23 protein-coding genes are annotated in these 22,143 nt (G+C 68.7%); 16 read left to right on the plus strand and 7 right to left on the minus strand.

Annotation, left to right across the window (positions count from 1 at the left end; genetic code table 11):
• Positions 1 to 208 precede the first annotated feature (208 nt).
• Together F6W70_RS13155 and F6W70_RS13160 are read left to right on the plus strand one after the other, a co-directional pair.
• Complete coding sequence (locus tag F6W70_RS13155; protein ID WP_151486966.1) at positions 209 to 1,378, plus strand: exonuclease SbcCD subunit D; 1,170 nt, start codon at positions 209 to 211, stop codon at positions 1,376 to 1,378.
• Complete coding sequence (locus tag F6W70_RS13160; RefSeq protein ID WP_151486967.1) at positions 1,379 to 4,363, plus strand: AAA family ATPase; 2,985 nt, start codon at positions 1,379 to 1,381, stop codon at positions 4,361 to 4,363.
• Between the two features lie 80 nt (positions 4,364 to 4,443).
• On the opposite strand, the gene F6W70_RS13165 is transcribed toward F6W70_RS13160, so the two are convergent.
• Entirely contained in the window at positions 4,444 to 5,001 is a 558-nt protein-coding gene (locus F6W70_RS13165) for a phosphorylase family protein (RefSeq protein ID WP_151486968.1), read from the minus strand.
• 108 nt (positions 5,002 to 5,109) lie between these two features.
• Here F6W70_RS13165 and nadE point away from each other — a divergent pair, with 108 nt between their 5' ends.
• The 3 genes from nadE (at position 5,110) to F6W70_RS13180 (ending at position 10,259) form a co-directional block, all read left to right on the plus strand.
• Positions 5,110 to 5,928, plus strand: a complete 819-nt coding sequence (gene nadE, locus F6W70_RS13170) for an NAD(+) synthase (RefSeq protein WP_017828110.1) — start codon at positions 5,110 to 5,112, stop codon at positions 5,926 to 5,928.
• An 84-nt stretch (positions 5,929 to 6,012) separates the two neighbouring features.
• On the plus strand, positions 6,013 to 9,483 hold the full coding sequence (locus F6W70_RS13175) for a TM0106 family RecB-like putative nuclease (protein WP_151486969.1): 3,471 nt from the start codon (positions 6,013 to 6,015) through the stop codon (positions 9,481 to 9,483).
• The gene (locus F6W70_RS13180) at positions 9,480 to 10,259 is read left to right on the plus strand and encodes a hypothetical protein (protein ID WP_055877096.1); all 780 of its coding nucleotides are present in this window, start codon (positions 9,480 to 9,482) and stop codon (positions 10,257 to 10,259) included. The genes F6W70_RS13175 and F6W70_RS13180 overlap by 4 nt, the downstream gene beginning before the upstream one ends.
• Positions 10,260 to 10,266: 7 nt before the next feature.
• Here the strand turns inward: F6W70_RS13180 and upp are convergent, their stop codons facing one another.
• Complete coding sequence (gene upp, locus F6W70_RS13185; protein ID WP_017828113.1) at positions 10,267 to 10,899, minus strand: uracil phosphoribosyltransferase; 633 nt, start codon at positions 10,897 to 10,899, stop codon at positions 10,267 to 10,269.
• Positions 10,900 to 10,980: 81 nt separating this feature from the next.
• Between upp and tadA the strand changes: the two genes are divergently transcribed.
• The gene (gene tadA / locus F6W70_RS13190) at positions 10,981 to 11,436 is read left to right on the plus strand and encodes a tRNA adenosine(34) deaminase TadA (protein WP_055870000.1); all 456 of its coding nucleotides are present in this window, start codon (positions 10,981 to 10,983) and stop codon (positions 11,434 to 11,436) included.
• Positions 11,437 to 11,448: 12 nt separating this feature from the next.
• Here tadA and F6W70_RS13195 read toward each other — a convergent pair whose 3' ends face one another.
• A complete protein-coding gene (locus F6W70_RS13195) occupies positions 11,449 to 12,420 on the minus strand; it encodes a cation diffusion facilitator family transporter (RefSeq protein WP_055870002.1) in 972 nt (323 codons plus the stop codon).
• A gap of 59 nt (positions 12,421 to 12,479) precedes the next feature.
• Here F6W70_RS13195 and proC point away from each other — a divergent pair, with 59 nt between their 5' ends.
• Positions 12,480 to 13,319, plus strand: coding sequence for a pyrroline-5-carboxylate reductase (proC, locus tag F6W70_RS13200; protein WP_151486970.1), 840 nt, complete (start codon positions 12,480 to 12,482; stop codon positions 13,317 to 13,319).
• A 3-nt stretch (positions 13,320 to 13,322) separates the two neighbouring features.
• Positions 13,323 to 13,610, plus strand: a complete 288-nt coding sequence (locus F6W70_RS13205) for a DUF1905 domain-containing protein (protein ID WP_151486971.1) — start codon at positions 13,323 to 13,325, stop codon at positions 13,608 to 13,610.
• A gap of 15 nt (positions 13,611 to 13,625) precedes the next feature.
• On the opposite strand, the gene F6W70_RS13210 is transcribed toward F6W70_RS13205, so the two are convergent.
• The 4 genes from F6W70_RS13210 to F6W70_RS13225 all read right to left on the minus strand — a co-directional run bounded on the left by F6W70_RS13210 (position 13,626) and on the right by F6W70_RS13225 (position 18,148).
• Positions 13,626 to 15,218 carry a hypothetical protein gene (locus F6W70_RS13210; RefSeq protein ID WP_151486972.1) on the minus strand — a complete coding sequence of 531 codons (1,593 nt, stop codon included), beginning with the start codon at positions 15,216 to 15,218 and terminating at the stop codon, positions 13,626 to 13,628.
• The gene (locus F6W70_RS13215; RefSeq protein WP_055871145.1) at positions 15,200 to 15,976 is read right to left on the minus strand and encodes an ABC transporter ATP-binding protein; all 777 of its coding nucleotides are present in this window, start codon (positions 15,974 to 15,976) and stop codon (positions 15,200 to 15,202) included. The genes F6W70_RS13210 and F6W70_RS13215 overlap by 19 nt, the downstream gene beginning before the upstream one ends.
• Positions 15,977 to 16,053: 77 nt before the next feature.
• Positions 16,054 to 16,725, minus strand: coding sequence for a potassium channel family protein (locus tag F6W70_RS13220; RefSeq protein WP_017828119.1), 672 nt, complete (start codon positions 16,723 to 16,725; stop codon positions 16,054 to 16,056).
• The gene (locus F6W70_RS13225; protein WP_017828120.1) at positions 16,718 to 18,148 is read right to left on the minus strand and encodes a TrkH family potassium uptake protein; all 1,431 of its coding nucleotides are present in this window, start codon (positions 18,146 to 18,148) and stop codon (positions 16,718 to 16,720) included. The genes F6W70_RS13220 and F6W70_RS13225 overlap by 8 nt, the downstream gene beginning before the upstream one ends.
• 106 nt (positions 18,149 to 18,254) lie before the next feature.
• Here F6W70_RS13225 and F6W70_RS13230 point away from each other — a divergent pair, with 106 nt between their 5' ends.
• The 8 genes from F6W70_RS13230 (at position 18,255) to F6W70_RS13265 (ending at position 22,120) form a co-directional block, all read left to right on the plus strand.
• The gene (locus F6W70_RS13230; protein WP_055871149.1) at positions 18,255 to 18,671 is read left to right on the plus strand and encodes an ArsR/SmtB family transcription factor; all 417 of its coding nucleotides are present in this window, start codon (positions 18,255 to 18,257) and stop codon (positions 18,669 to 18,671) included.
• A gap of 69 nt (positions 18,672 to 18,740) precedes the next feature.
• Positions 18,741 to 19,451 carry a DUF2071 domain-containing protein gene (locus F6W70_RS13235; protein WP_151486973.1) on the plus strand — a complete coding sequence of 237 codons (711 nt, stop codon included), beginning with the start codon at positions 18,741 to 18,743 and terminating at the stop codon, positions 19,449 to 19,451.
• Between the two features lie 261 nt (positions 19,452 to 19,712).
• Positions 19,713 to 19,904: a helix-turn-helix domain-containing protein gene (locus F6W70_RS13240; protein WP_017204627.1), complete on the plus strand. Its 192-nt coding sequence runs from the start codon at positions 19,713 to 19,715 to the stop codon at positions 19,902 to 19,904.
• Positions 19,905 to 20,057: 153 nt separating this feature from the next.
• Entirely contained in the window at positions 20,058 to 20,156 is a 99-nt protein-coding gene (locus tag F6W70_RS13245; RefSeq protein WP_003792170.1) for a 30S ribosomal protein bS22, read from the plus strand.
• A gap of 78 nt (positions 20,157 to 20,234) precedes the next feature.
• Positions 20,235 to 20,537 (plus strand): rhodanese-like domain-containing protein, encoded by a 303-nt coding sequence (locus F6W70_RS13250; RefSeq protein ID WP_017828123.1) that lies wholly within the window; start codon positions 20,235 to 20,237, stop codon positions 20,535 to 20,537.
• Positions 20,534 to 20,830 (plus strand): glutaredoxin family protein, encoded by a 297-nt coding sequence (locus F6W70_RS13255; RefSeq protein ID WP_151486974.1) that lies wholly within the window; start codon positions 20,534 to 20,536, stop codon positions 20,828 to 20,830. Before F6W70_RS13250 ends, F6W70_RS13255 begins: the two co-directional genes overlap by 4 nt.
• Positions 20,827 to 21,129: a Dabb family protein gene (locus F6W70_RS13260; RefSeq protein ID WP_151486975.1), complete on the plus strand. Its 303-nt coding sequence runs from the start codon at positions 20,827 to 20,829 to the stop codon at positions 21,127 to 21,129. Before F6W70_RS13255 ends, F6W70_RS13260 begins: the two co-directional genes overlap by 4 nt.
• Before the next feature lie 172 nt (positions 21,130 to 21,301).
• Positions 21,302 to 22,120 carry a basic amino acid ABC transporter substrate-binding protein gene (locus tag F6W70_RS13265; protein ID WP_151486976.1) on the plus strand — a complete coding sequence of 273 codons (819 nt, stop codon included), beginning with the start codon at positions 21,302 to 21,304 and terminating at the stop codon, positions 22,118 to 22,120.
• Positions 22,121 to 22,143: the final 23 nt, after the last annotated feature.

A 22,143-nucleotide genomic window follows, 5' to 3' on the forward strand; every position in this document is an offset into this window, starting at 1 on the left:
TGTCGGGCGGAGGGCAGCCCCGATATCGCATCGCGCAGCCCCGCACTCCGCACAGGTGAAGGTGCACAGCGCATCTCGCATCACCGCGTGCCGATCATCGTGACGAGGGTGGGTCAGGGGACCTTCCGCTTCTTCTTCCACCGGGGCGTCCGGGTGTGCTGCGGCACGCCTCGGACAGAATGTCGGAGGGGCTTCGTACCGTGTGAGTATGCGCATCCTGCACACCTCCGACTGGCACATCGGCCGGACGTTCCATGGCAACTCGACCATGGACGCTCTCGCCGAGGTTCTCGGAGCGCTCACCGCACAGGTTCGCGACAACGCGGTCGATGTCGTCGTCATCGCGGGAGACGTGTTCGATTCCGCCACTCCGTCCGGCGCCGCCTACACCCTGCTGGGCGATGCGCTGGTGGCCCTGCACGAGACGGGTGCCCGTGTCATCGTCACCAGCGGCAACCACGACTCGGCCGCACGGCTCGGCTTCCAGGCCCGTCTGCTCCGCGAAGGCATCCACGTGTTGACCGACCCGCTGGCGGTCGGCGTCCCCGTCACCGTCGCCGATGCGCATGGCCCGGTGCACTTCTTCGGCATTCCCTATCTCGAGCCGGCGATCGTGCGTCAGCACTGGCCCGAGGGCGATGGCTCAGGGCGTCAGCTGCGCACGCAGGCACAGACCATGGCGCATGCGATGGACCTCGTGCGCGACGGAATGGCGCGGCACGAGGGGCGCTCGGTGGCGATCGCCCATTGCTTCGCCGCCGGTGTCGACGCGACGGTCGGGCTCGAGCGCGAGGTGCGCCAGGGCGGCCTCGATGTCGTACCGCTGAGCGTGTTCGACGGTCCTGACTACGTGGCGCTCGGCCACATCCACGGGCGTCAGAAGCTCAGTGATCGGGTCCGCTACGCGGGGGCGCCTCTGCACTACAGCTTCGGAGAGCAGGACAAGCCTCGCGGGTCGTGGCTCGTCGACGTCGATGCCGATGGACTCGCCGAGGTCGAGTGGCTCGAGCTGCCGGTGCCGCGCCGCCTGGTCACGCTCACCGGCCCGCTCGACGAGCTCCTTTCCGCCGAGAGCGTCGCCGCGCACGCAGACGACTGGGTCTGCGCCGTGTACACCGACGCCGTGCCGCAGACCGAGCCGATGCGCCGCCTCCGCGAGAGCTACCCCTACTGCGCCATGGTGCAACATCAGCCCGAGGTCAGGGCCGAAGCAGACGAGCGCTCCTACGTGCAGCGTCTGCGCAACGCGGTGACCGATGCCGACCGCATCGATGCCTTCCTCGAACATGTGCGGGCGGGTCAGGGGCCGACGGTGGCCGAGCGCGACCTGATCCGGGCGATCCTCGACGAGCGTGTGCGCGCCGAGGCGCTCGTCTAGATGCGTCTTCATCGCCTGGAGGTCGAGGGGTTCGGCCCCTTCCGCTCGCGTCAGACGGTCGACTTCGACGCGTTCGCCGACGATGGCATCTTCCTGATCGCCGGACGGACCGGGGCGGGCAAATCCAGCATCCTCGACGCCGTCTGCTTCGGTCTCTACGGCGGAGTGCCACGATACGACGGCGGCGAGAAGCGCCTTCGGAGCGACCACTGCGAGCCCGACGATCCCTCAGAGGTGGTCGTCGAGTTCAGCACTCCCACCGGCCGGTTCCGGGTGACCCGTTCGCCCGAGTATCTGCGCCCGGCCAAGCGCGGCGGCGGCATGACCAAGCAGGCGTCGGCCGTGGCCCTCGACGAGTGGACGGATGCAGGGTGGGTCGGACGCGCCGCACGCGCGGTCGATGTCGCAGGCGAGCTCGACGAGATCCTCCAGCTCAGCCGGGAGCAGTTCCTGCAGGTGATCCTGCTCGCGCAGAACAGGTTCTCGGAGTTCCTGCTCGCGGGGAGCCGCGACCGCCAGGCGCTGCTGCGCAGGCTGTTCGGCACGCAGCGTTTCGAAGACGTGCAGGCGCGGTTCGATGAGCGTCGTCGGGAGGCGGAGCAGGCGCTCGGCGCTCGGCTCGCGACTGTCGAGGCCCGTGTCGACGAGGCCGAGCGCTTGGTGGCCGCCGACGGGTTGTCGGGAGACGGCGATGACACAGAGCCCGAGGCTCCACACGTGCCGTCGTCGATCGATGAGCGTCTCGGTGCCCTCCGACGGGCGAGGGCCCGCGCCGACTATCGCGCAGAGCGTCGAGCATCGGAGCGCATCGACGCGGAGAAGCAATCGGCGGCGGCCGATGAGGCGCTCGCCGCGACGCGCGAGGAGCAGCGTGCGCAGCGTGAGCGCGACCGCGCCAGGGCTGCGCTCGAACGCCTCGACTCCGAGGTGCCCGTCATCGAGGAGGCCCGCGCGGAGCTCACCGCGGCGCGCGCCGCCGAAGCGCTCCGTTCGACGATCGCCGCCGCGGCACGTGCACATGCGGCGTTCGCGAGCGCATCCCGAGACGAACAGAGCGCCCGTGCGGCAGGAGAGGCCCTCGGGCTCGCTGTGGATGGCGACCTGGACGCGTGGACGGCGGAGCGCACCAGGGAGAGCGGAGCCTGGCAGCGGGCGCGAGAACTCGAAGAGGCGGCGCCGGCACTCGACGCCGAGGTGCGATCGGCAGAGGCCGCGGTCGAAGCAGCGACTCTGCGCATCGAAGCCGCGGACGCGAAGCGCACCGCACTTCCCGAAGAGATCGCCGCGCTGACAACGAGACGAGACGAGACCCGGCGCCTCGCCGACCGTGTGGACGACCGACAGGCGGCCTTGGCTGCGGCAGACGTGCGTCGAGAGGCCACGCGGGAGGCGGAGCGGCTGCGTGCCGCCGAGAGCGCACTCGACCTCGAGCTCACGCAGGCCACCGCGCTGCATGCGGCTGCGCAGTCTGCCCTGTCTCAGCTGCGTCAGCGGCGAACCGACGGCATGGCCGGAGAACTCGCATTAACACTCCGACAGGAGCATCCCTGCCCTGTCTGCGGCTCGCTTGATCACCCGGCACCGGCCACGCATTCCGACCCCGTCTCGCTCGAAGACATCGCCCTCGCGGAAGAGGCGCGAGATGCCGCGGCGCAGAAGGAGCGGCAGCTGGCGTCGACATCCTCGACGCTGCGCGCCGAGTCGGCCGCCGCCACCGCCCGCGCCGACGGGCGGGACATCGAACAGGCCGAGAGCGAGTACGGTGATGCGGCTGCGGCGCTCTCGATCTCCCGTGCGGCCCTGGAAGACCTCACGGCGCTCGACATCCAGCTGGGCGAGCTCGTCGCCCGTGCCGAGCGGCTCGATGCCGAACGGGAAGAGGATGTGCGAGCCCTTGCGGAAGCACGAGAACAGCACGCTCTTCTGCGGCAGCGGAGCGCCCAGGCGCACGAACTGATCGTCGAGGCGCGGGGCGGATTCGACACCGTCGCCGCCCGGCTCGCCGACACGGAGTCGAGGATCTCCGCAGCACATGCGCTCATCCAGGCCATCACGGAGCGCACGCGCAGGGCCGAGGCGCTCGTCGAGGCGGAGACGGAGAGGGACGCGGCGCTCGCAGAGTCCGTGTTCGATGACGTGGCCGCCGCCGAGGGGGCGTTGCGTTCGATGGCGGAGCAGGAGGCCCTCGACGCGAGGATCGCCCAGCATGCCGTGCAGCGGGAGAAGGAACGGGCCGTCCTGTTCGATCTCGAACTGCGTACGCTGCCCGAGGAGCCGATCGACCCGGCGCCGGCTGAGCAGGCATCTGCCGCCGCCCGCGGCGCCTGGACAGCGGCCGTCGATGAAGCGGCGAGGGCGGCCGGCACGGCGGAACGGCTCGGAGGCCTGATCGAGTCGGCCTCGACCGAGCATGCCCGCACCGCCGACGACGCCGCGGAGTTCGAGGTGCTGCAGAACCTGGCCGACACGATCGCGGGCAGAGGCGCGAACACCCGCAAGATGACGCTCGAGACCTTCGTCCTCGCCGCCGAGCTCGAAGAGATCGTCGAGGCGGCCAACCGCCGGTTGCACGACATGTCGACGGGCCGCTACCAACTGCAGCACTCCGATGCACTGGCGGCTCGAGGTGCTGCGTCCGGTCTCGGGATCGTGGTCTCCGATGCCTTCACCGGTCAGACCCGACCGCCGCAGTCGCTGTCGGGGGGCGAGACGTTCCTCACCTCCCTCGCCCTCGCTCTGGGACTGGCCGAGGTCGTCACCGCACGCGCGGGCGGGATCCGCCTGGACACCCTCTTCATCGACGAGGGATTCGGCTCCCTCGATGGAGACACGCTCGACGTCGCGATGCGCACGCTCGACGAGTTGCGACAGGGAGGCCGGACGGTCGGGATCATCAGCCACGTCGAGGCCATGCAGGAGCAGATTCCCGCTCAGCTCACGGTGCGAGCGCTGCCGAACGGGCCCAGCATCATCGAGGCCCGCTGAGGCAGGCGCGCTGAGTCAATCGTGGCCCGCGGAGTGCAGGCCGGCTGAGTCGAAACGCGGGGACGGGCGTCCCCGCGCTCTCAGACGCCGTACTCGCTGCGGATGAATTCGCGCAGCTGCACGCTGCAGCGCGCGACGGCCTCACGCCAATCCGTCAACGCCCCGTCTTCGGCCTGATCGGACACCGCGCGGAACACGCGGATCGGGACATCGAACTGTCGGGCGACCCAGATGTAGGCGTAGGTCTCCATGTCGACCAGGGCCGCGCCCGAGGGACGGATCACGGCGGTGACTTCGGCGTCCTCGACGAAGTGGTCACCGGTGGCGATCAGCACGCCGTCGCGCCCGGTCGAGACACGTGCCGGCAGTGACACGTGCTGGCCCGAGATGCCGTCGAGATCGGTCACGTCATGCTGAAACGCGGTGCCGACTTCGTGGACGGTCGCCGCGAGGTCGGGATCGATCGCGCCGGCCGTGCCCACGACCACGATCTCGTCGTAGACCTTGGCGTCGAGCGCGCGGGTCAGGGCGTAGGTCGCCTGGAGCTTGCCGGGGCCGCTCACGAGACGGTCGAAGCCGTCGAGCTCCTCAGGGAATGCGGACAGTTCGGAGTCGAGGGCAGCGAGCAGCAGTTTCACTGGCCTATTCTCTCAGGTCTTCGCTGGCAGGAGCATGCGCACGCCGCGGCGTCACCCGGGTGTAACACGGAAGGGCGATACTGATTCGAGGACAAGACGGAGGATGACATGTCGTTGCAGAAGCAGATCTCTGAAGACCTCGGCGTCAGGCCCGAGATCGACCCCGAGTCCGAGGTCGAGCGTCGGGTCGGATTCCTCGTCGACTACCTCCGAACGACCGGGGCGAAGGGCTACGTGCTCGGGATCTCCGGTGGGCAGGACTCCACGCTGGCCGGTCGCCTGGCGCAGCTCGCCGTCGAGCGGGTGCGGGCGGAGGGAGGGGAGGCGAAGTTCCTCGCCGTGCGCCTGCCTTACCGTGTGCAGCACGATGCCGCAGACGCCGAGGCCGCCCTCGACTTCATCGCGCCCGACTCCTCGGTCGAGGTCAACATCCAGAACGGCGTCGACGGTGTCGAGGAAGACATCGAGTTCGCGGTCACGAGCGACATCAGCGACTTCAACCGGGGCAACATCAAGGCGCGTGTCCGGATGGTCACGCAGTACGCGCTCGCCGGCCATGACGGGATGCTGGTGATCGGCACGGACCACGCCGCCGAGGCTGTGACCGGCTTCTACACGAAGTTCGGCGACGGCGCGGCCGACATCCTCCCGCTCTCCGGGCTCAGCAAGCGGCAGGGGCGCTCGATGCTGCAGTTCCTCGACGCTCCGGATCGGCTGGCGTTCAAGGTGCCGACCGCCGACCTGCTCGACGGTCAACCGGGGCGCGCCGATGAGGATGAGCTCGGACTCACCTACGAGCAGATCGACGACTTCCTCGAAGGGCGCGACGTCGACCCCGAGGTCGCCGGCCGCATCGAGGCGAGGTACCTCGCGACGCAGCACAAGCGGCATCTTCCGGTGACTCCCGACGACACCTGGTGGCGCTGACGCCGGTCGTCTCGACAGGCGCACGCGTTCGCCCGTGTCGGATGCCGCGGATAGTGTCGAAGGATCCGACAGAACGGGAGCATCGTGCGGATCGACACTCAGGCGCAGCGCGTCATCTGGAGCGCGAGCGACCTCAAGGCGGCCGCCGAATGCGAGTTCGCATGGTGTCGGGCGATCGACGCGAAGCTGGGGCGGGTGCCAGCCGTCGAAGAACCGGAAGACGCCACGCTGAAGCGCGCGGCGCAGCTCGGCGACGTGCACGAGCAGAACGTGCTCGCCCGCTACATCGACGATCTCGGTGACGAGAACGTCCACCGTGTCGAGAAGGTCTCGTCGGTCGACGCCGAAGCACTGGCCGCGGCGATCGATGAGACGGTGACCGCGCTGCGCTCAGACGTACAGGTCGTCTTCCAGGCCGCTTTCGCAACCGAGGAGTTCGTCGGCTTCGCCGATTTCCTCCGCAAAGACGACGACGGGCGCTGGCGGGTGCAGGACTCGAAGCTGGCGCGCAAGGCGCGTGTCACCGCCCTCATGCAGCTCGCGGCATATGTCGACCAGCTCGATCGCCTCGGCATCGCGCGTGCCGATGAGGTCGACCTCATCCTCGGCGACGGCACGCTCAGCACGCACGCCGTCGACGATCTCCTCCCGCTGTTCCAGGTGCGACGCGCGCGGCTGCGCGCACTCATCGCCGATCGGCGCATCGCCGACGGTGCGACGGGCGCTCCGCTGGCGTGGGGCGACGATCGCGGCGACCTCCAGGTCGTGGCCTGCGGGCGCTGCGCCACCTGCGAGGAGCAGGTGCTCGCGCACCGGGACCTTCTCATGGTCGCGCGGATGCGACCGGTGCAGCGGGCCCGGTTGCGGGCCTCCGGCATCGAGACGATCGACGCACTGGCTGCGGCCGTCGAGGCGCCGGCGGGCATGAACGCCGACACCTTCGAGGCCCTTCGCGCACAGGCCCGTCTGCAGTTGCAGGCGGACGCCGAGGGGGTGCCGACGTTCGACGTTCACTACGCGCAGGCGATCCACACTCTTCCGCTGCCCAGTCACGGCGACATCTTCTTCGACTTCGAGGGCGATCCGCTGTACACCGAGCCTGCTCCCGACGGCGAGGCCCACTGGGGGATCGACTACCTGTTCGGCTGGGTGGACAACGCCGACCAGTACTCGGCCCTGTGGGCGCACACGTTCGCCGACGAGAAGCGCGCGCTCGAGGACTTCCTCGACTTCGTGAACGCACGCAGGCTCGCACACCCCGGCATGCACATCTACCACTATGCGCCTTACGAGACCTCGCACCTGGTGGCCATGGCTGCGAGGCACGGTGTGCGCGAGGGCGAGGTCGACCGGCTGCTGCGCGAGGGGGTGTTCGTCGACCTCTACCCGCTCGTGCTGCGGACGGTGCGGGTCGGGTCCCGCTCGTACTCGATCAAGAAGCTCGAACCGCTCTACATGGGCGAAGACGTGCGCACCAGCGACGTGCAGAAGGGCGACGACTCCATCGTGCAGTACGTCGCGGCCCGCGAGCTCGCGGCGGCGGGGGAGAGGGCCGAGGCAGACGCCGTTCTGGCCGACCTCGCCGACTACAACCGCTACGACTGCGTCTCGACGCGGCGGTTGCGCAACTGGCTCATCGACATCGCCCGACAGCAGGGCGTGACGCCCGCACCGCCCGACGACGCCGACGAGGTCATCTACGAGCCGTCGCCCCGCTCGGTCGCGCTCCTCGCCGACGCGGAACGCGCTGTCGAGGACGGCGACGACGGGGTGGTGCACCGGATCGCCGCTGCGGCCATCGACTACTTCCCCCGCGAGGCGAAGAGCTTCTGGGTGTCGCACTTCCAGCGGCTGCGCGAACCGGTGACGATGTGGGACGGCACGCGAGACGTGGTGCGGATCGACCGTCCCTCATCGGTCGTGCGTCGGGAGTGGAGCATCGGCGAGGGGCGACGGGTGATGTCGCGCGACATCGAGATCCGCGGCGAGGTGTCACCCGGCACGACGCTCGGCCCGGGGGCTCAGCCGTTCGCGCTCTACGAGGTCCCGGCTCCGTTCGACACCGAGGTGCCGTCTCGTGCGGTCCATGTACCGCACACGGTCACGGTCTCCGAGGTGCTCGACGACGGCTACCTCGTCACCGAGACGGCCGTGCAGGGCCAGACCTGGGACGAGCTGCCGCTCGCGCTCACGCCGGCGGCGCCCCCACGTGTGGTCTCACTCCAGGGAGCCATCGACGAGTGGGCCGACGCCGTGCACCTGGCCGCTCCCGGTTTCCCAGAAGACGCCGCGACCGACATCCTGCGCCGTATCCCGCCACGCACGGTGTCGGGACGCGCACTGCCGGAGGCCGGTGATGACACCGTCGATGCCATCGTGCGCGGTGTGCTCGATCTCGACCGCAGCTATCTCGCCGTGCAGGGTCCTCCCGGCACAGGCAAGACCTATACAGGATCGCGGGTGATCGCACGCCTGGTGAATGAGCACGGCTTCAAGGTGGGTGTCGTCGCGCAGTCGCATGCCATCATCGAGACTCTCCTGGCAAGGGTCGTCGCCGACGGCGTCTCGCCGGCACAGGTGGCGAAGGCGCCGAAGGACCCGGATGCGGATCCGCCCTACACCGTGATCCCCAAGAGCGGTATGGCGTCGTTCCTCGGGGAGCACGCCGGCGAGGGGGCCGTCGTCGGCGGTACGGCGTGGGATTTCAGCAACACCCAGCGCGTCGGTCGGGCAGGACTCGACCTCCTCGTGATCGATGAAGCGGGGCAGTTCTCGCTCGCCTCGACGATCGCGGTCGCGGCCGGGGCAAAGCGGCTGCTCCTCCTCGGCGATCCGCAGCAGCTGCCGCAGGTGAGTCAGGGAGCCCACCCCGAGCCGGTGGACACATCCGCTCTCGGCTGGGTGATGGACGGCGATCCGGTCGTGCGTCCCGAGTACGGCTACTTCCTCGCGCGATCGTGGCGGATGCATCCCTTCGTCGCCGCGCCCGTATCGAAGCTCGCCTATGCCGGACAGCTCGCCTCGGCCCCTGGCACGGAGCGCCGATCGCTCGACGGCATCGACCCGGGCCTTCACGTCATGCCTCTTCGTCATCGCGGCAATGCGACCCAGTCTCCCGAAGAGGCCGCGGAGGTCGTGCGGCTCGTCGCCGACCTGGTCGGGCGCACCTTCACGGACAACGACCCCGGCGCCTCGAAGCGGCCTCTCACGCAGTCCGACATCATCGTCGTCACCCCTTACAACGCGCAGCGTCAGCTGGTCCTCGATGCGCTCGCCGATGCCGGGTTCCCCGACGTCCCGGTGGGCACCGTCGACAACTTCCAGGGCAAGGAGGCCGTCGTCTCCATCACCTCCCTGGCAGCATCGAGCGGTCGGGATGCGCCACGCGGGCCCGAATTCCTGCTGTTGCAGAATCGACTCAACGTGGCGATCTCCCGCGCCCAGGTCGTCGCCTACCTGATCCACTCGCCCGCGTTGCTGGACGATCTGCCGTACACGCCGGAGGGTGTGGCTCGCCTCAGCGCCTTCGCCCGTCTCGTCGGGGCAGCGGGATGAGCGCCCACACGGTCGACGAGATCCTGGCCGCCTCGGCCGCATGGGTCTGGTTCCCCCGCGACAGCGAGCATGTGCGCGAGCACCTGCTGCTCGTGCGTGATCCGGAGAGGTTCGGCGGCGGGGTGCGCGGTTCCCAGGTGGAATCGAGTCTCAGCCCCGCGGAGGTGGTCGATCATGCGCTGGAGCGGACGAGAGCGTGGGGCGCGCAGCGATTCACATTCTGGACGAGCTCCGCCGACCGCCCTGACCTCGAGGAGGAACTGCGTCGGCGCGGCGCAGAACACATCGACACGGTGGCGGTATTCGCTCGCCCTCTCGACGGTGCAACCGTTGACGTGCCCGCGGATGTGACCGTCGAGGTCGTGCGCACGCTGGAGCAGGTGCGCGCTGTGGACACCGTCAACGTGCCGGTGTGGCAGCAGCGACCGCTCGATGCGGAAGGTCTGCAGGCCGAGTTCGCCGAAGTGACCGCAGCACTCGAGGCGCGCGAGGGGTTCCGGGTCCTCGCGCGGATCGGCGACCGCGCTGTCAGTACCGGAGGGTGCACCATCGACGACGGATTCGTCCGACTCTGGGGTGCATCCACGCTTGCGACGGACCGCGGTCGGGGGGCGTACCGTGCGGTGCTCGCGGAGCGACTGCGCCGGAGTGCCACCTGGGGAGCGAAGACGGCCCTCGTGAAGGGTCGCATCTCGACATCGGCGCCCATCCTGGCGCGCGCCGGATTCACTCACTACGGCGACGAACGGGCGTACCGCCTGAATCCGGCGGCGTAGAGCCGAATCAGACGGTGCCGTAGAGCCTGTCGCCGGCGTCGCCGAGCCCGGGAACGATGTAGCCCTTCTCGTCGAGGCGCTCGTCGAGTGCGCCGAGCACGAGAGTCACGTCGCGGTCGCCCGCCATGGCCTCGATCGCGGCGACGCCCTCGGGGGTTCCGAGCAGGCAGATCGCGGTCACGTCCTTCGCGCCGCGGTCGAACAGGAACTGGATCGCCGCGGCGAGCGAGCCACCGGTAGCCAGCATCGGGTCGATCGCGAAGCACTGGCGATCGCTCAGATCGTCGGGCAGGCGCTCGGCGTAGGTCGTCGGCTCGAACGTCGTCTCGTCGCGCACCATGCCGAGGAAGCCGACTTCGGCCGTCGGGAGCAGCTTCACGAGGCCTTCGAGCATGCCGAGACCGGCGCGCAGGATCGGCACCACGATCGGGCGGGGCTCCGAGATCTTCACACCCATCGTGGTCGTCACCGGGGTCGTGATCTCGATCGGGCTGACCTTCACGTTGCGAGTCGCCTCGTACGCGAGCAGCGTGACGAGCTCCTCTGTGAGCTGCCGGAAGACCGGCGACGGCGTGCGCGCGTCGCGCAACACCGAGAGCTTGTGGGTGATGAGAGGGTGGTCGGCCACGTGAACACGCATGGATACAGGGTAATGCGCTGCGGGGCCAGGCACGACATCGGATGCTCCGGCCGCGCTCGGCGGCTGTCGTAGGCTCGACGCATGACCGCTGCCGACGACCTCGCGATGGCGCGCGCCCTCGTGCTCGCGGCCGAGGCTGCGGCGGCCTCGGAGATCCCCGTCGGCGCGGTGGTCCTCGACCCCGACGGGCGGATCATCGCCGAGGGTCGCAACACCCGCGAGGAGACCCACGATCCGACGGGTCACGCCGAGATCGAAGCGCTCCGACGTGCCGCGGCAGTGGTCGGCTCCTGGAATCTCGAGGGGCACACGCTCGTGGTGACTCTCGAACCGTGCGTCATGTGTGCCGGGGCGGTCCTGCAGGCCCGTATCGGTCGCGTGGTTTTCGGTGCCTGGGACGACAAGGCGGGCGCGGCGGGCTCGATGTACGACGTGTTGCGCGACCGGCGGCTGCCCTACCGTGCCGAGGTCATCGGCGGTGTCGCGGCCGATGCGGCGACGGCGCTCCTGCGCTCGTTCTTCGAGCAGCGGCGCTGAGCGCTCCCGCGGTCAGTCCGAGGACTTGAGCACGAAGACGTCGGTCGAGGGCTCGGGGTCGATCGCGGGGCGGTAGACGTCCGGCTCGATGTAGACGATCCGTGCCACCGGCACGGCCTCGCGGATCCGCGCCTCGATCGCATCGATGTCGTCGGCGGCCTCGCGCAGCGGCTTGTCGGCGTTGAGGGCGATCTTCGCCGCGACCATCAGCTCGTCGGGGCCGAGGTAGAGGGTCTTCATGTGGATGATCTTCTCGATCTCATCGCCTGCGTTGATCGCGTCCACGATGCGGTCGTGGTCGGCCTGGGTGGCGCCTTCTCCGACCAGGAGGCTCTTCGTCTCCACGCCCAGCACGATCGCGATCAGCACCAGCAGCACACCGATCATGACGGTGCCGAGCGCGTCGAACATCGGGTTGCCGGTGATGAGGGTGAGGCCGACGCCGAGCAGCGCGAACGTGAGGCCGGTGAGTGCGCCCACGTCTTCCAGCAGCACGACGGGAAGCTCCGGTGCCTTGGAGCGTCGCACGAACGACACCCACGACTGGCCCTTCTCGCGCACGAGGTTGCTCTCGCGCATGGCGGTGCGCAGCGAGAACGACTCGAGTCCGATGGCGACGACGAGCACCACGAGCGGCAGCCACCACCATGTCTTGTCGAGCTCGTGCGGGTTCGTGAGCTTCTCGACGCCCTCGTAGATCGCGAAGAGGCCACCGACCGAGAAGAGGATGATCGAGACGACGAAGGCGTACACGTAGCGCTCTCGGCCGTAGCCGAACGGGTGCGCTCGGTCGGCCTCGCGCCGGGCCTTGCGTCCGCCCAGCATCAGCAGCAGCTGGTTGCCCGAGTCGGCGACGGAGTGGATGGCCTCGGCGAGCATCGAGGCGGATCCGGAGAGAGCCCAGGCGATGAACTTCGCGAGGGCGATGCCCATGTTCGCCAGGAACGCCGCGACGATGGCCTTGTTGCCTCCGGATGCACTCATGGGATGAGTCTAGAACCGCCCGCCTGAGGATGTCGGAGTGCCCGCCGTAGGATGACGACATGGCTGATTCGCTTCCTTCCCTCGCTTTCCTCGGTGCCGGCTCGATGGGCGGTGCGATCCTGCGCGGAGTGGTCGCCTCGGGCATCCGGATCGACGGCGGGATCACCGCGACGAACCGCACCGCGGAGAAGGCGGAGGCGTTCGCCGACCTCGACGGCGTCACGAGCGTCGCCCTCGCCGAGCGTCCGGAGGGCAACGTCGAGGCAGCCGCGGGAGCGCGGATCGTGCTGGTCGGCGTGAAGCCGGCGATGGTGCCCGATCTGTTGCGCGAGATCGCCCCGCACCTCGCCGCCGACGCGATCGTGGTGAGTGTCGCCGCCGGCGTTACGTTGCAGACCTTCGCCGATGTGCTCGGTCCTGAAGCCCGAGTCATCCGCTCGATGCCCAACACTCCGTCGACCGTGCGCAAGGGCGTCACCGGTCTCGCCGCCGGCGCTGCGGTCCCGGCCGAGGATCTCGCTCTCGTCCGCCGCCTCTTCGAGACCGTCGGGGCTGTCGTCGAGGTGCCGGAGTCTCAGATCGATGCGTTGTCGACGATCTCGGGCTCAGGGCCCGCCTACGTCTACCTGCTGATCGAGGAGTTCACGAAGGCCGCCGTCGGCATGGGATTCGCCGATGCGGATGCGCGGCTCATGGTCGAGCAGACGTTCATCGGGGCGACAGCCCTGATCGATGCCTCGGGGGAGGAGCCGGCAGAGTTGCGCCGTCGCGTCACGAGCCCGAAGGGAACGACCGAACGGGCGATCGCCGTGCTGCAGGACGCGCACCTCGATCGCACTTTCGCCCAGGCTGCGGACGCCGCACTCGCACGGGCCAGGGAGCTCGCCGCCGGAGCCTGAGCCATGCGACTGCGGATCGAGGGTGCGATCTGGTACTGGCGCGGTCCCGCGCCGTTCCACTTCGTCACCGTGCCGCCCGTCGAGAGCGAGATGATCCACGAGGTCGCCTCCGTCGTGACCTACGGATGGGGCATGATCCCGGCATCTGTGACGGTCGGGGCCAGCACGGTGACCACGGCGCTCTGGCCGAAGGACGGCGGGTACATCGTGCCGATCAAGAAGGCGCTCCAGGACCGCGAGGGTCTCGGAGTTGACGACGTGATCGAGGTCGTGCTCGACATCGACGCCTGACCCGGTCCGCCGCGGTCAGCTCTCGCTGGACACGTCGGCGAGCACCTCGGGCCAGCGACGATCCAGGATCTTCCCGCCGAGCACGGTTCCGCCCCAGAGCGCCAGACCGCCGAAGACGATGCCGCAGGCGAGGCTGATCCACCCCAGCCCGGGATTCCAGATCGCTGCGATGGCGAATCCGAGCGCCGGTGCACCGAGCACGAGCGTGATCGGGCCGATGATGATCATCGCGAGCAGCGACTGCACCCCGCCGGAGGATCCGCGGCCGAAGGGGTTCGCCTCCGGGGCCGGTGCCCGCCCGGGGAGGAAACTGCCCACCCACGCTCCGGCGCCGGCGGCGATCGCCGTGAGGCCGAGCGACGCACCGAGGCTGCCGGGCAGCAGGTCCGGCCGTCCTGCGAGCAGGCAGGTCGCCACGCACAGCGCGACCGTGACCGGTACCGCGATCAGTCCGAAGCCGAGCAGGCGCCCCGCGCGGTCGGCGGCCCCGGTGACTTCGGTGAGGATGTGCATGGCGACGGCGTCGTTGTCGTAGGCGATCGCCATCTGCACGATCGTTCCGGCGAGGAGGGCGTTGATCGCGGGGATCAGGGTGATCGCGGGGGCGAAGCCGATCGCTTCCTCCTGCAGACCGTTCATGAGGGCGATGCCGATGAAGATCGCCGGCAGCAGCAGGAGCATCACGATGTTGACGAGCTGTCGCGGATCGCGGCGGAAGTAGCGCAGAGATCGGGCGGCGACCGCACCGGTCGAGTTCGCCGGCAGTATCCGATCGAGCAGGCCACCGGAGCGCACCCGTCCGCCACCGCTGCTCTGGATCGGCGAGACGAGACGCGCGGCCAGAAGGCGCTGCGACGCGAACCACAGGACGAAGACCGTCGCGACGGCGATCGCCAGGCGAAGCGCCGCGGTGACGACGTCGCCCTGCGCGGCCGATGCGGAAACCCCGAACACGGCACCGACCGGTGTCCATCCGACGATGTCCGCGACCATGGAGAAGGCTCCGCCGACGTCGGTCACCGTGGTGAGCGCACCGATCCCGAGGTTGAGGATCAGCCCGGACGAGGCGGCGAGCAGCACACCGAGAGTCAGCACCAGATCACGCGTGCTGCGACGCGCGAGCCAGCCGGCGAGCAGGCCGCTCACCACGCGCGCACCGAGCACGCAGGTGACGACGGCCACGGGGATCATGAGGAGGGCGGTGAACAGTGCCGGCAGGCTCACCGACCAGCCCACCAGCATCAGCAGCAGTGCGACCGTGGTGCCGATGCCGCCGATGGTCGTGGCCCCTGCGATCACGAATCCGGGCAGCAGTGCGGGCGCGGTCACGGGCAGCAGCGCGAAGCGCTCGGGAGCGAGTGAGTCGTCGGCGCTGACCAGGATCGAGCCGATCCACCATCCGATGACGATCGCGGCCCCGGTGAGCACGAGGGCGGTGACGGCACCCTCCGGCGCGGCGAATCGCAGAGCGACGAGCCCGGCGGTGAGAACGGCCAGGAGGCCGAGGGCGATCATCCCGGTGATGATGAGGGTGACGATCATCCAGGGATTGCGGGACAGCTGATGACGCAGCTGCCGCCAGCGCAGGCTTACGAGGAGCGCAACCATGCGAGCGTCTCCGTCCCGAGGTCGTGCGCCCCCACGAGCGTGAGGAATCGCTGCTGCAGCGAGAGGCCGGCGCGCACCTCGTCGAGCGGGCCGTGCGCCAGCAGGCGTCCTTCGGCGACGATGGCGACCCTGTCGCACATCGACTCGACGAGCTCCATCACGTGGCTGGACAGCACGACCGTGCCGCCGCCGTCGACGAAGGAGCGCAGGATCTGACGGATCGTCTCGCCTGATACCGGGTCGACCGCCTCCAGCGGCTCGTCGAGGATGAGCAGTCGAGGTGCGTGGATCAGCGCGCAGGCGAGCCCGATCTTCTTGCGCATGCCGGCGGAGTAGTCGACGACGAGCGTGTCCCGCGCATCGGCGAGCCCCAGCGCATCGAGGAGATCACCGGTCCGCGAGACGACCTCCGTCTCGGCCATTCCGCGCAGCAGCCCGGTGTAACGCAGCAGCTCGGCGCCGGTCAGCCGGTCGAGCATGCGGATGCCGTCGGGGAGCACACCCATGCGCGCTTTCGCCTCTGCGGGGTTCTGCCACACGTCCGCACCGAGCACCCAGGCGGTTCCCGCATCCGGACGCAGCAGGCCCGTGGCCATCGCGAGCGTCGTGGTCTTGCCGGCGCCGTTCGGGCCGAGCAGGCCGAGCATGGATCCGGCGGGCACATCGAGGGAGAGACCGTCGACGGCGACCTTCTGCCCGAACTGCTTGCGAAGCCCGCGAAGGGCGAGGACGGGAGGGGCCGCTGTGGGGTCGGTCATGACTCCCATCCCACCACGGCTGTGAGGCCCCGCACATCCGCCGCGAGGGGGAGCCGGGAAACGAAGCCGGGGCGGCGTCAGCGATCGAGGCCGGCGAAGCGCTCGATGTCGCTGTTGGTGCCCGAGACGATGATGAGGTCGTGGTTCGTGACGATCGTGTTCGCCTCGGCATAGCGGAACGGCTTGCCGGGGCTCTTCACGCCCACGACGGTGACCTTGTACTTCGAGCGCACGCCCGACTCGTTCAGGCCGACACCGCGGATGAACTTCGGCGGGTACATCTTGGCGAGGACGAAGTCGTCGTCGAAGCGGATGAAGTCGAGCATCCGTCCGCTCACGAGGTGCGCCACGCGCTCGCCGGCCTCGCGCTCGGGATAGATGACGTGGTTGGCGCCGACGCGGGCGAGGATCTTGCCGTGCGACTGCGAGACGGCCTTGGCCCAGATCTGCGGCACCTTCAGGTCGACGAGGTTGGCCGTGATCAGCACCGATGCCTCGATCGAGGAACCCACCGCGACGACGGCGACCTGGAAGTCCTGTGCGCCGATCTGCCGGAGGGCATCGATGTTCTTCGCATCGGCCTGCACGGTGTGCGTGACGCGCTCGGACCACTTCTGCACGAGCTCGAGGTTGTCGTCGATCGCGAGCACCTCGCGGTCGAGGCGGTCGAGCTCTCCGGCGCAGGCGGCGCCGAACCGGCCGAGGCCGATGACGAGGACGGGAGCGTCGCCCCGGAGGACTTCAACCAACGATCGGCCTTTCCACGGGCAGTGAGTAGTACTGCGTTCGTGATGTCGCGGCGACTGCCGCGGCGAGAGTCACTGTACCAACGCGGCCCATGAAGATGGTCGCGGCCATGACGTACGACGCCGAATCGGGGAGCTCTGCGGTGAGCCCTGTCGACAGCCCCACAGTGCCGAACGCCGAGATGACATCGAACAGGACATGGCTGATGTCCGCCTTGGTGATCTGGGCGATCACGATCGTCGATAGGGCGACGATGGTCGCGCCCCATGCGACGACGCTGAGGGCGACGCGCTGCACATCGCTCGGGATGCGGCGACCGAAGGCCTCGACCGACTGGCGCCCCTTGGCCTCGGACCACACCGCGATCGCCAGCACCGCGAGAGTGGTCACCTTGATGCCGCCGGCGGTCGAGGCGGAGCCGCCGCCGACGAACATCAGCATGCTCGCGGCGAGCAGGGATGAGCCGTTCAGATCGTCCATCTCGATGACGTTGAAGCCACCGGAGCGGGTCATCGCCGAGAGGAAGAAGGCCTGGAACGTGGTGTCGGTGGCATCCATCGACCCGAACGTCTTGGGGTTGTTGAACTCGAGGACCACGAACACGGCGGCACCCAGGATGAACAGCAGGATGGTGGTGACGAGCGTGAGCTTGGTGTGCAGCGACCAGCGCTTCACATGCCAGACGTGCTTGGCGAGGGTGTAGATGACGGGGAAGCCGATGCTGCCGAGGAAGACGCCCACCATGAGGAGCGAGAGCACGAGGTAGTCGTCGGCGAACACGGCGACGCCGCCGTCGTTCGGCGCGAACCCGGTGTTCGTGAACGCCATCGCCGCGAAGTAGGGGGCCTCCCAGAGTGCCGCGATCGGGTCGACCTCGGCCATCACGAGCGCGGGGTAGAGGAGTATCGCGAGCGAGGCCTCGATGATCAGCGCTGACACGGCGACCGTGGTCAGCAGCTGGCCGACCTCGCCGAGCCGCACGGTCTGGCTCTCGTTGACCACGCCGCCGTGCGCCCGCATCGGATTGGTGTCGCCGGCGGCCATCAGCTTGGCGCGCAGGCCGAGGCGCTTCGAGATCAGCATGCCCATGAGCGAGGCGAGGGTGAGGACACCCAGCGCGCCGATGTTCACGCCGAGGAACACCACGACATGGCCGAACGGCGACCAGTAGTTGGCCATGTCGACGGTCGCGAGTCCGGTGACGCAGATGGTGGAGACGGCGGTGAAGAGGGCATCGCTCAGCGGCGTCACGGTTCCGCTCGCGGAAGCGATCGGCAGGGAGAGCAGCACGGTGAAGACCAGGATCAGCAGTGCGAAGATGACGATCGCGAAGCGTGACGGCGAAGAGGTGACGAGGTGCTTGACCCAACCGGCCGCGCTCTTGAGGCTCTGCCGCGGGGACGACGCCGAAACGATGCCCGACATCGCTGCCCCCTGTGGTTTCTCCTTCGGCCGCGCACAGCGGCCGCACGGCGCCTGTCGCCGAGCCTTCGTCATGGTACTCCGTGCCGGGGACGACTACCCTGAACTCATGACGGACATCTTCGACGTGATCGCAGACGGTACGAGGCGAGACATCCTCCAGCTCCTGCTGCGGCGCACGACCGAAGGAGAGGCGGGCACGAGCGTCAGCCAGATCGTCGCCGATCTGGGCATCAGCCAGCCCACCGTGTCCAAGCACCTGAAGGTGTTGCGCGACGCCGAGCTCGTCACCGTGCGCGAAGACGGCCAGCGCCGCTTCTACAGTCTCGCGGTCGAGCCGCTCGAGGCCGTGGACGACTGGCTGGTGCCGTTCCTGGTCGACGCTTTCGGCGACGGTGCTCCCGACATCGTCTACCCGGGCATCCCGCTCAACGAAAGCGCCACCCATGCGGCCGAGGTCGTCGGACGTGCGGCGGCATCCGCGAAGCACGTCGTCGCCAACGCCCTCAAGCGGCTCGGAGCCTGACGGCCGAGTGGCCGGCCCCTCTCTCGCCGAAGGCTTGTAGCTATTTAGCGAAGCTGTTAAATTGAAGGCATGAACCTTCTCCTGCGCACTCTCCGTGGCCGGATGCGGCGCCGTCTGCTGCTGACCTATCGGGTCGATCCCGCGGTCGCGGGCGGGATCATTCCCGCCCCCTTTCGACCCCAACTCGTCGACGGGAGCGCCGTCGGGGGAGTGTGCCTGATCGCGCTGACGGAGTTGCGTCCCGGCTGGGTGCGTCCGCGCTGGGGCATCTCCACGGAGAACGCCGCGCACCGATTCGCGGTCGAGTGGGACGAGGGCGGGGCGACGCGCACGGGCGTGTACGTCATCGAACGGCACTCCTCCGACATCGTGCCGGTCGTCGGGGGCGGCAGGTTCTTCCCGGGAATCCAGCGGCGCGCACGGTTCGTGATCGAGGAGACCGGTGCAAGATTCCGGGTCGGGATGGAGGCGTCCGACGCGAGCGTGTTCGCTGACGTCGAAGTGACCGACGGATGGGAGAGCACGCTCTTCCCGACGGTCGACGACGCCTCGCAGTTCTACCGGGCGGGCTCGATCGGCTGGTCGCCGCGGCGGGACGGCAGGGGAGCGGAGGCGGTGGAGCTGTCGACGACGCGGTGGGTCGCGGAGGCGGGGCGCGTGAACGAGGTCGGGTCGTCGTTCTTCGACGGGCTTCCGCGAGGGGCTGCGCAGATCGACAGTGCTCTCGTGATGCGCGACCTCCCCGTCAGTTGGCGCAGACCCGCAACGACTTGCCCCTGACGACAGGGGGGGGCTTGTCGTCAGGGGCGAGGTGCGGGTCCCCACACCCGGGGCGGACTCGGCGGTGCCGCGCGAGCCCTGAGATCACGATCGCAGTGCGGGATGAGCGAATGCCGCAGAACGTCTATGTCTGTGCTGGGACGGCTGCCCGGCGGAGCGCGCTCGTCGGCGGTGTCGTCCCACTGATCACACGAGCCACAGAGGTTTACACGCGTCCCAGCTACCCCATAGAGTGTGCTCATCGAGAAAGGGGTACGTGGGATGCCCGAAGTTCCTGACGTCCGATTCCTCACGGTTGCTGAGGTCGCGGAGCTGATGCGCGTGTCCAAGATGACCGTGTATCGGCTCGTTCACGCGGGCGAGCTGCCGGCCGTCCGTTTCGGGCGCAGCTATCGCGTGCCCGAGTCTGCCGTAGCCGACGCGCTGCAGCGCCCGATCGCCGACGTCGGCTGACGTCGCCGGCTGTCTCGAACTCCGTCGCCCCGGGCGAAAGATGCGTGACAGCCAGTGCCTTCGGGTTTGCTAGACTGACCCGAGGCATTTTCCGTGCCCGTACCCGGGTGTCCGATTTCGGCGACACCCAGCCACTGACTTAGTGAGGTTTCCGTGGGTTCTGTCATCAAGAAGCGCCGCAAGCGCATGGCGAAGAAGAAGCACCGCAAGCTGCTTCGTAAGACTCGCCACCAGCGTCGCAACAAGAAGTAAGCGACCAGACACGAGCGCCTGTCTTCGGACGGGCGCTTTGTGTCTCCGGCCGCATCTCCGTCCCGCCGAGAGGATGTCATGAAGTCGATCACCGTCACCGAGCTCGCCGAGCGCACCGGTATCCCGCTCATCGATGTGCGGGAGGTGGACGAGTTCGCCGCAGGCCACGTGCCCGGGGCCGTCAACATCCCGATGTCCGAGATCGGCAACCGGCTGGAAGAGCTCCCCGCGGAGGCGTTCGACGTCATCTGCCAGGCGGGTGGGCGGTCGGCGCGTGTGGTCGAGGCGCTGGAGTCGCGCGGCTACGACGCCACGAACGTCGAAGGTGGGACCGGCGAGTGGATCGCCCAGGGGCGCCAGGTCGAGGTGCCGTCGGCGTGACCACGCTGACCCTGATCGGCAAGCCCGACTGTCACCTCTGCGACGTCGCCTCCGACGTCATCGATGCCGTCGTCGCCGAGCTGCCCGATGCCGCGGCCGAGCAGATCGAGATCGTCGAGGCCTCCATCCAGGACGACCCCGCGCTGTACGAGCTGTGGTGGGAGAAGATCCCGGTCGTGCTCATCGACGGCGAGCTGCACGCGCATTGGCGGGTGGCGCCCGATCGGCTGCGCGACGCGCTCGAGGAGTCTCTTCGCGCAGACGCGCTGACCGGAACGAAGGAATCTCTGTGACCATCCGCCATGTCGTGACCTGGAAGCTCACCGCCGAAGACGTCGCAGAGCGCGGTGCGCAGGCGGCTGAGGTCGCTCGCCGTCTGAACGCCCTCGACGGCGTCGTTCCGCAGCTCCTCTCCATCTCCGCGGGAGCGAACGTCGCCTACCCGGAAGCGAACTGGGACGTCACGCTCGTCGCGGACTTTGCCTCGATCGCGGCGATCGAGGAGTACCAGATGCACCCCGCACACGCCGAGGTGGCCGCGTACATCCGCACCGTGGTCGCGTCTCGCGTCGCCGTCGACTTCGAGGTCTGAGACCGCGTCGCGCCGGCCCCGGAATTCGGTTTCTTCGCGTGACCGGGGCGTACTTGCAACACAAACGTAATGCGCGTCTATGCCGATGTCATTGGTCACGCGACGAGCCGCATGTTTAGATGAACTCCTATCCGTCAGCGGGCCTTCGTGCCCTCGACTCACAGGAGCCGACATGCCTCGTCGCAACCTCATCGCCGGTCTCGCCCTCGTGGCGACGGCCACCCTCGCGCTCGCCGGCTGCGCCACCGGATCATCCGACGCGGGCAGCAGTGACGCTCCCGCCGCCGACGACAAGTACGGTCTCGTCGAGGCCGGAACGCTCACCGTGTGCTCAGATGTCCCCTACCCGCCGTTCGAGGTCGAGGACCCGTCCAGCGAGACCGGCTATTCCGGATTCGATATCGATCTGCTCAGCGCGATCGCCGAGAAGATCGACCTGAAGCTCTCCGTGCAGGACGTGGGCTTCGACGCCCTGCAGTCGGGCACCACGCTTGCCGCCGGCACGTGCGACATCGGCGCTTCCGCGATGACGATCACCGACGAGCGCAAGGCCAACCTCGACTTCTCCGACCCGTACGTCGACTCGCTGCAGTCGCTTCTCGTGCGTGCCGACTCGGACATCAAGTCGATCGACGACCTCGACGGCAAGAACGTCGGTGTGCAGCAGGGAACGACCGGCGAGACCTACGCGGGCGAGAACGCTCCGGGCGCGCAGCTCGTGCAGTATCCCTCGGACGGTGAGCTGTGGCCGGCCATGCAGGCGGGTCAGATCGACGCGATCCTGCAGGACCAGCCCGTCAACTACGTGCACGAGCAGGATGACCCCGACTACAAGATCGTCGAGACGTACCCGACCGACGAGTCGTACGGCTTCGCCTTCGCCAAGGGGGAGAAGGACGAGCTGCGCGATGCCGTCAACAAGGCGCTCAAGGAGCTCCAGGACGACGGCGGCTACCAGAAGATCTACGACAAGTACCTCGCGGCCAAGTGACCGGCGGCGTCGGTAGAACGGGA

The sequence above is a fragment of the Microbacterium maritypicum genome (assembly GCF_008868125.1).
GTDB lineage: Bacteria > Actinomycetota > Actinomycetes > Actinomycetales > Microbacteriaceae > Microbacterium > Microbacterium maritypicum.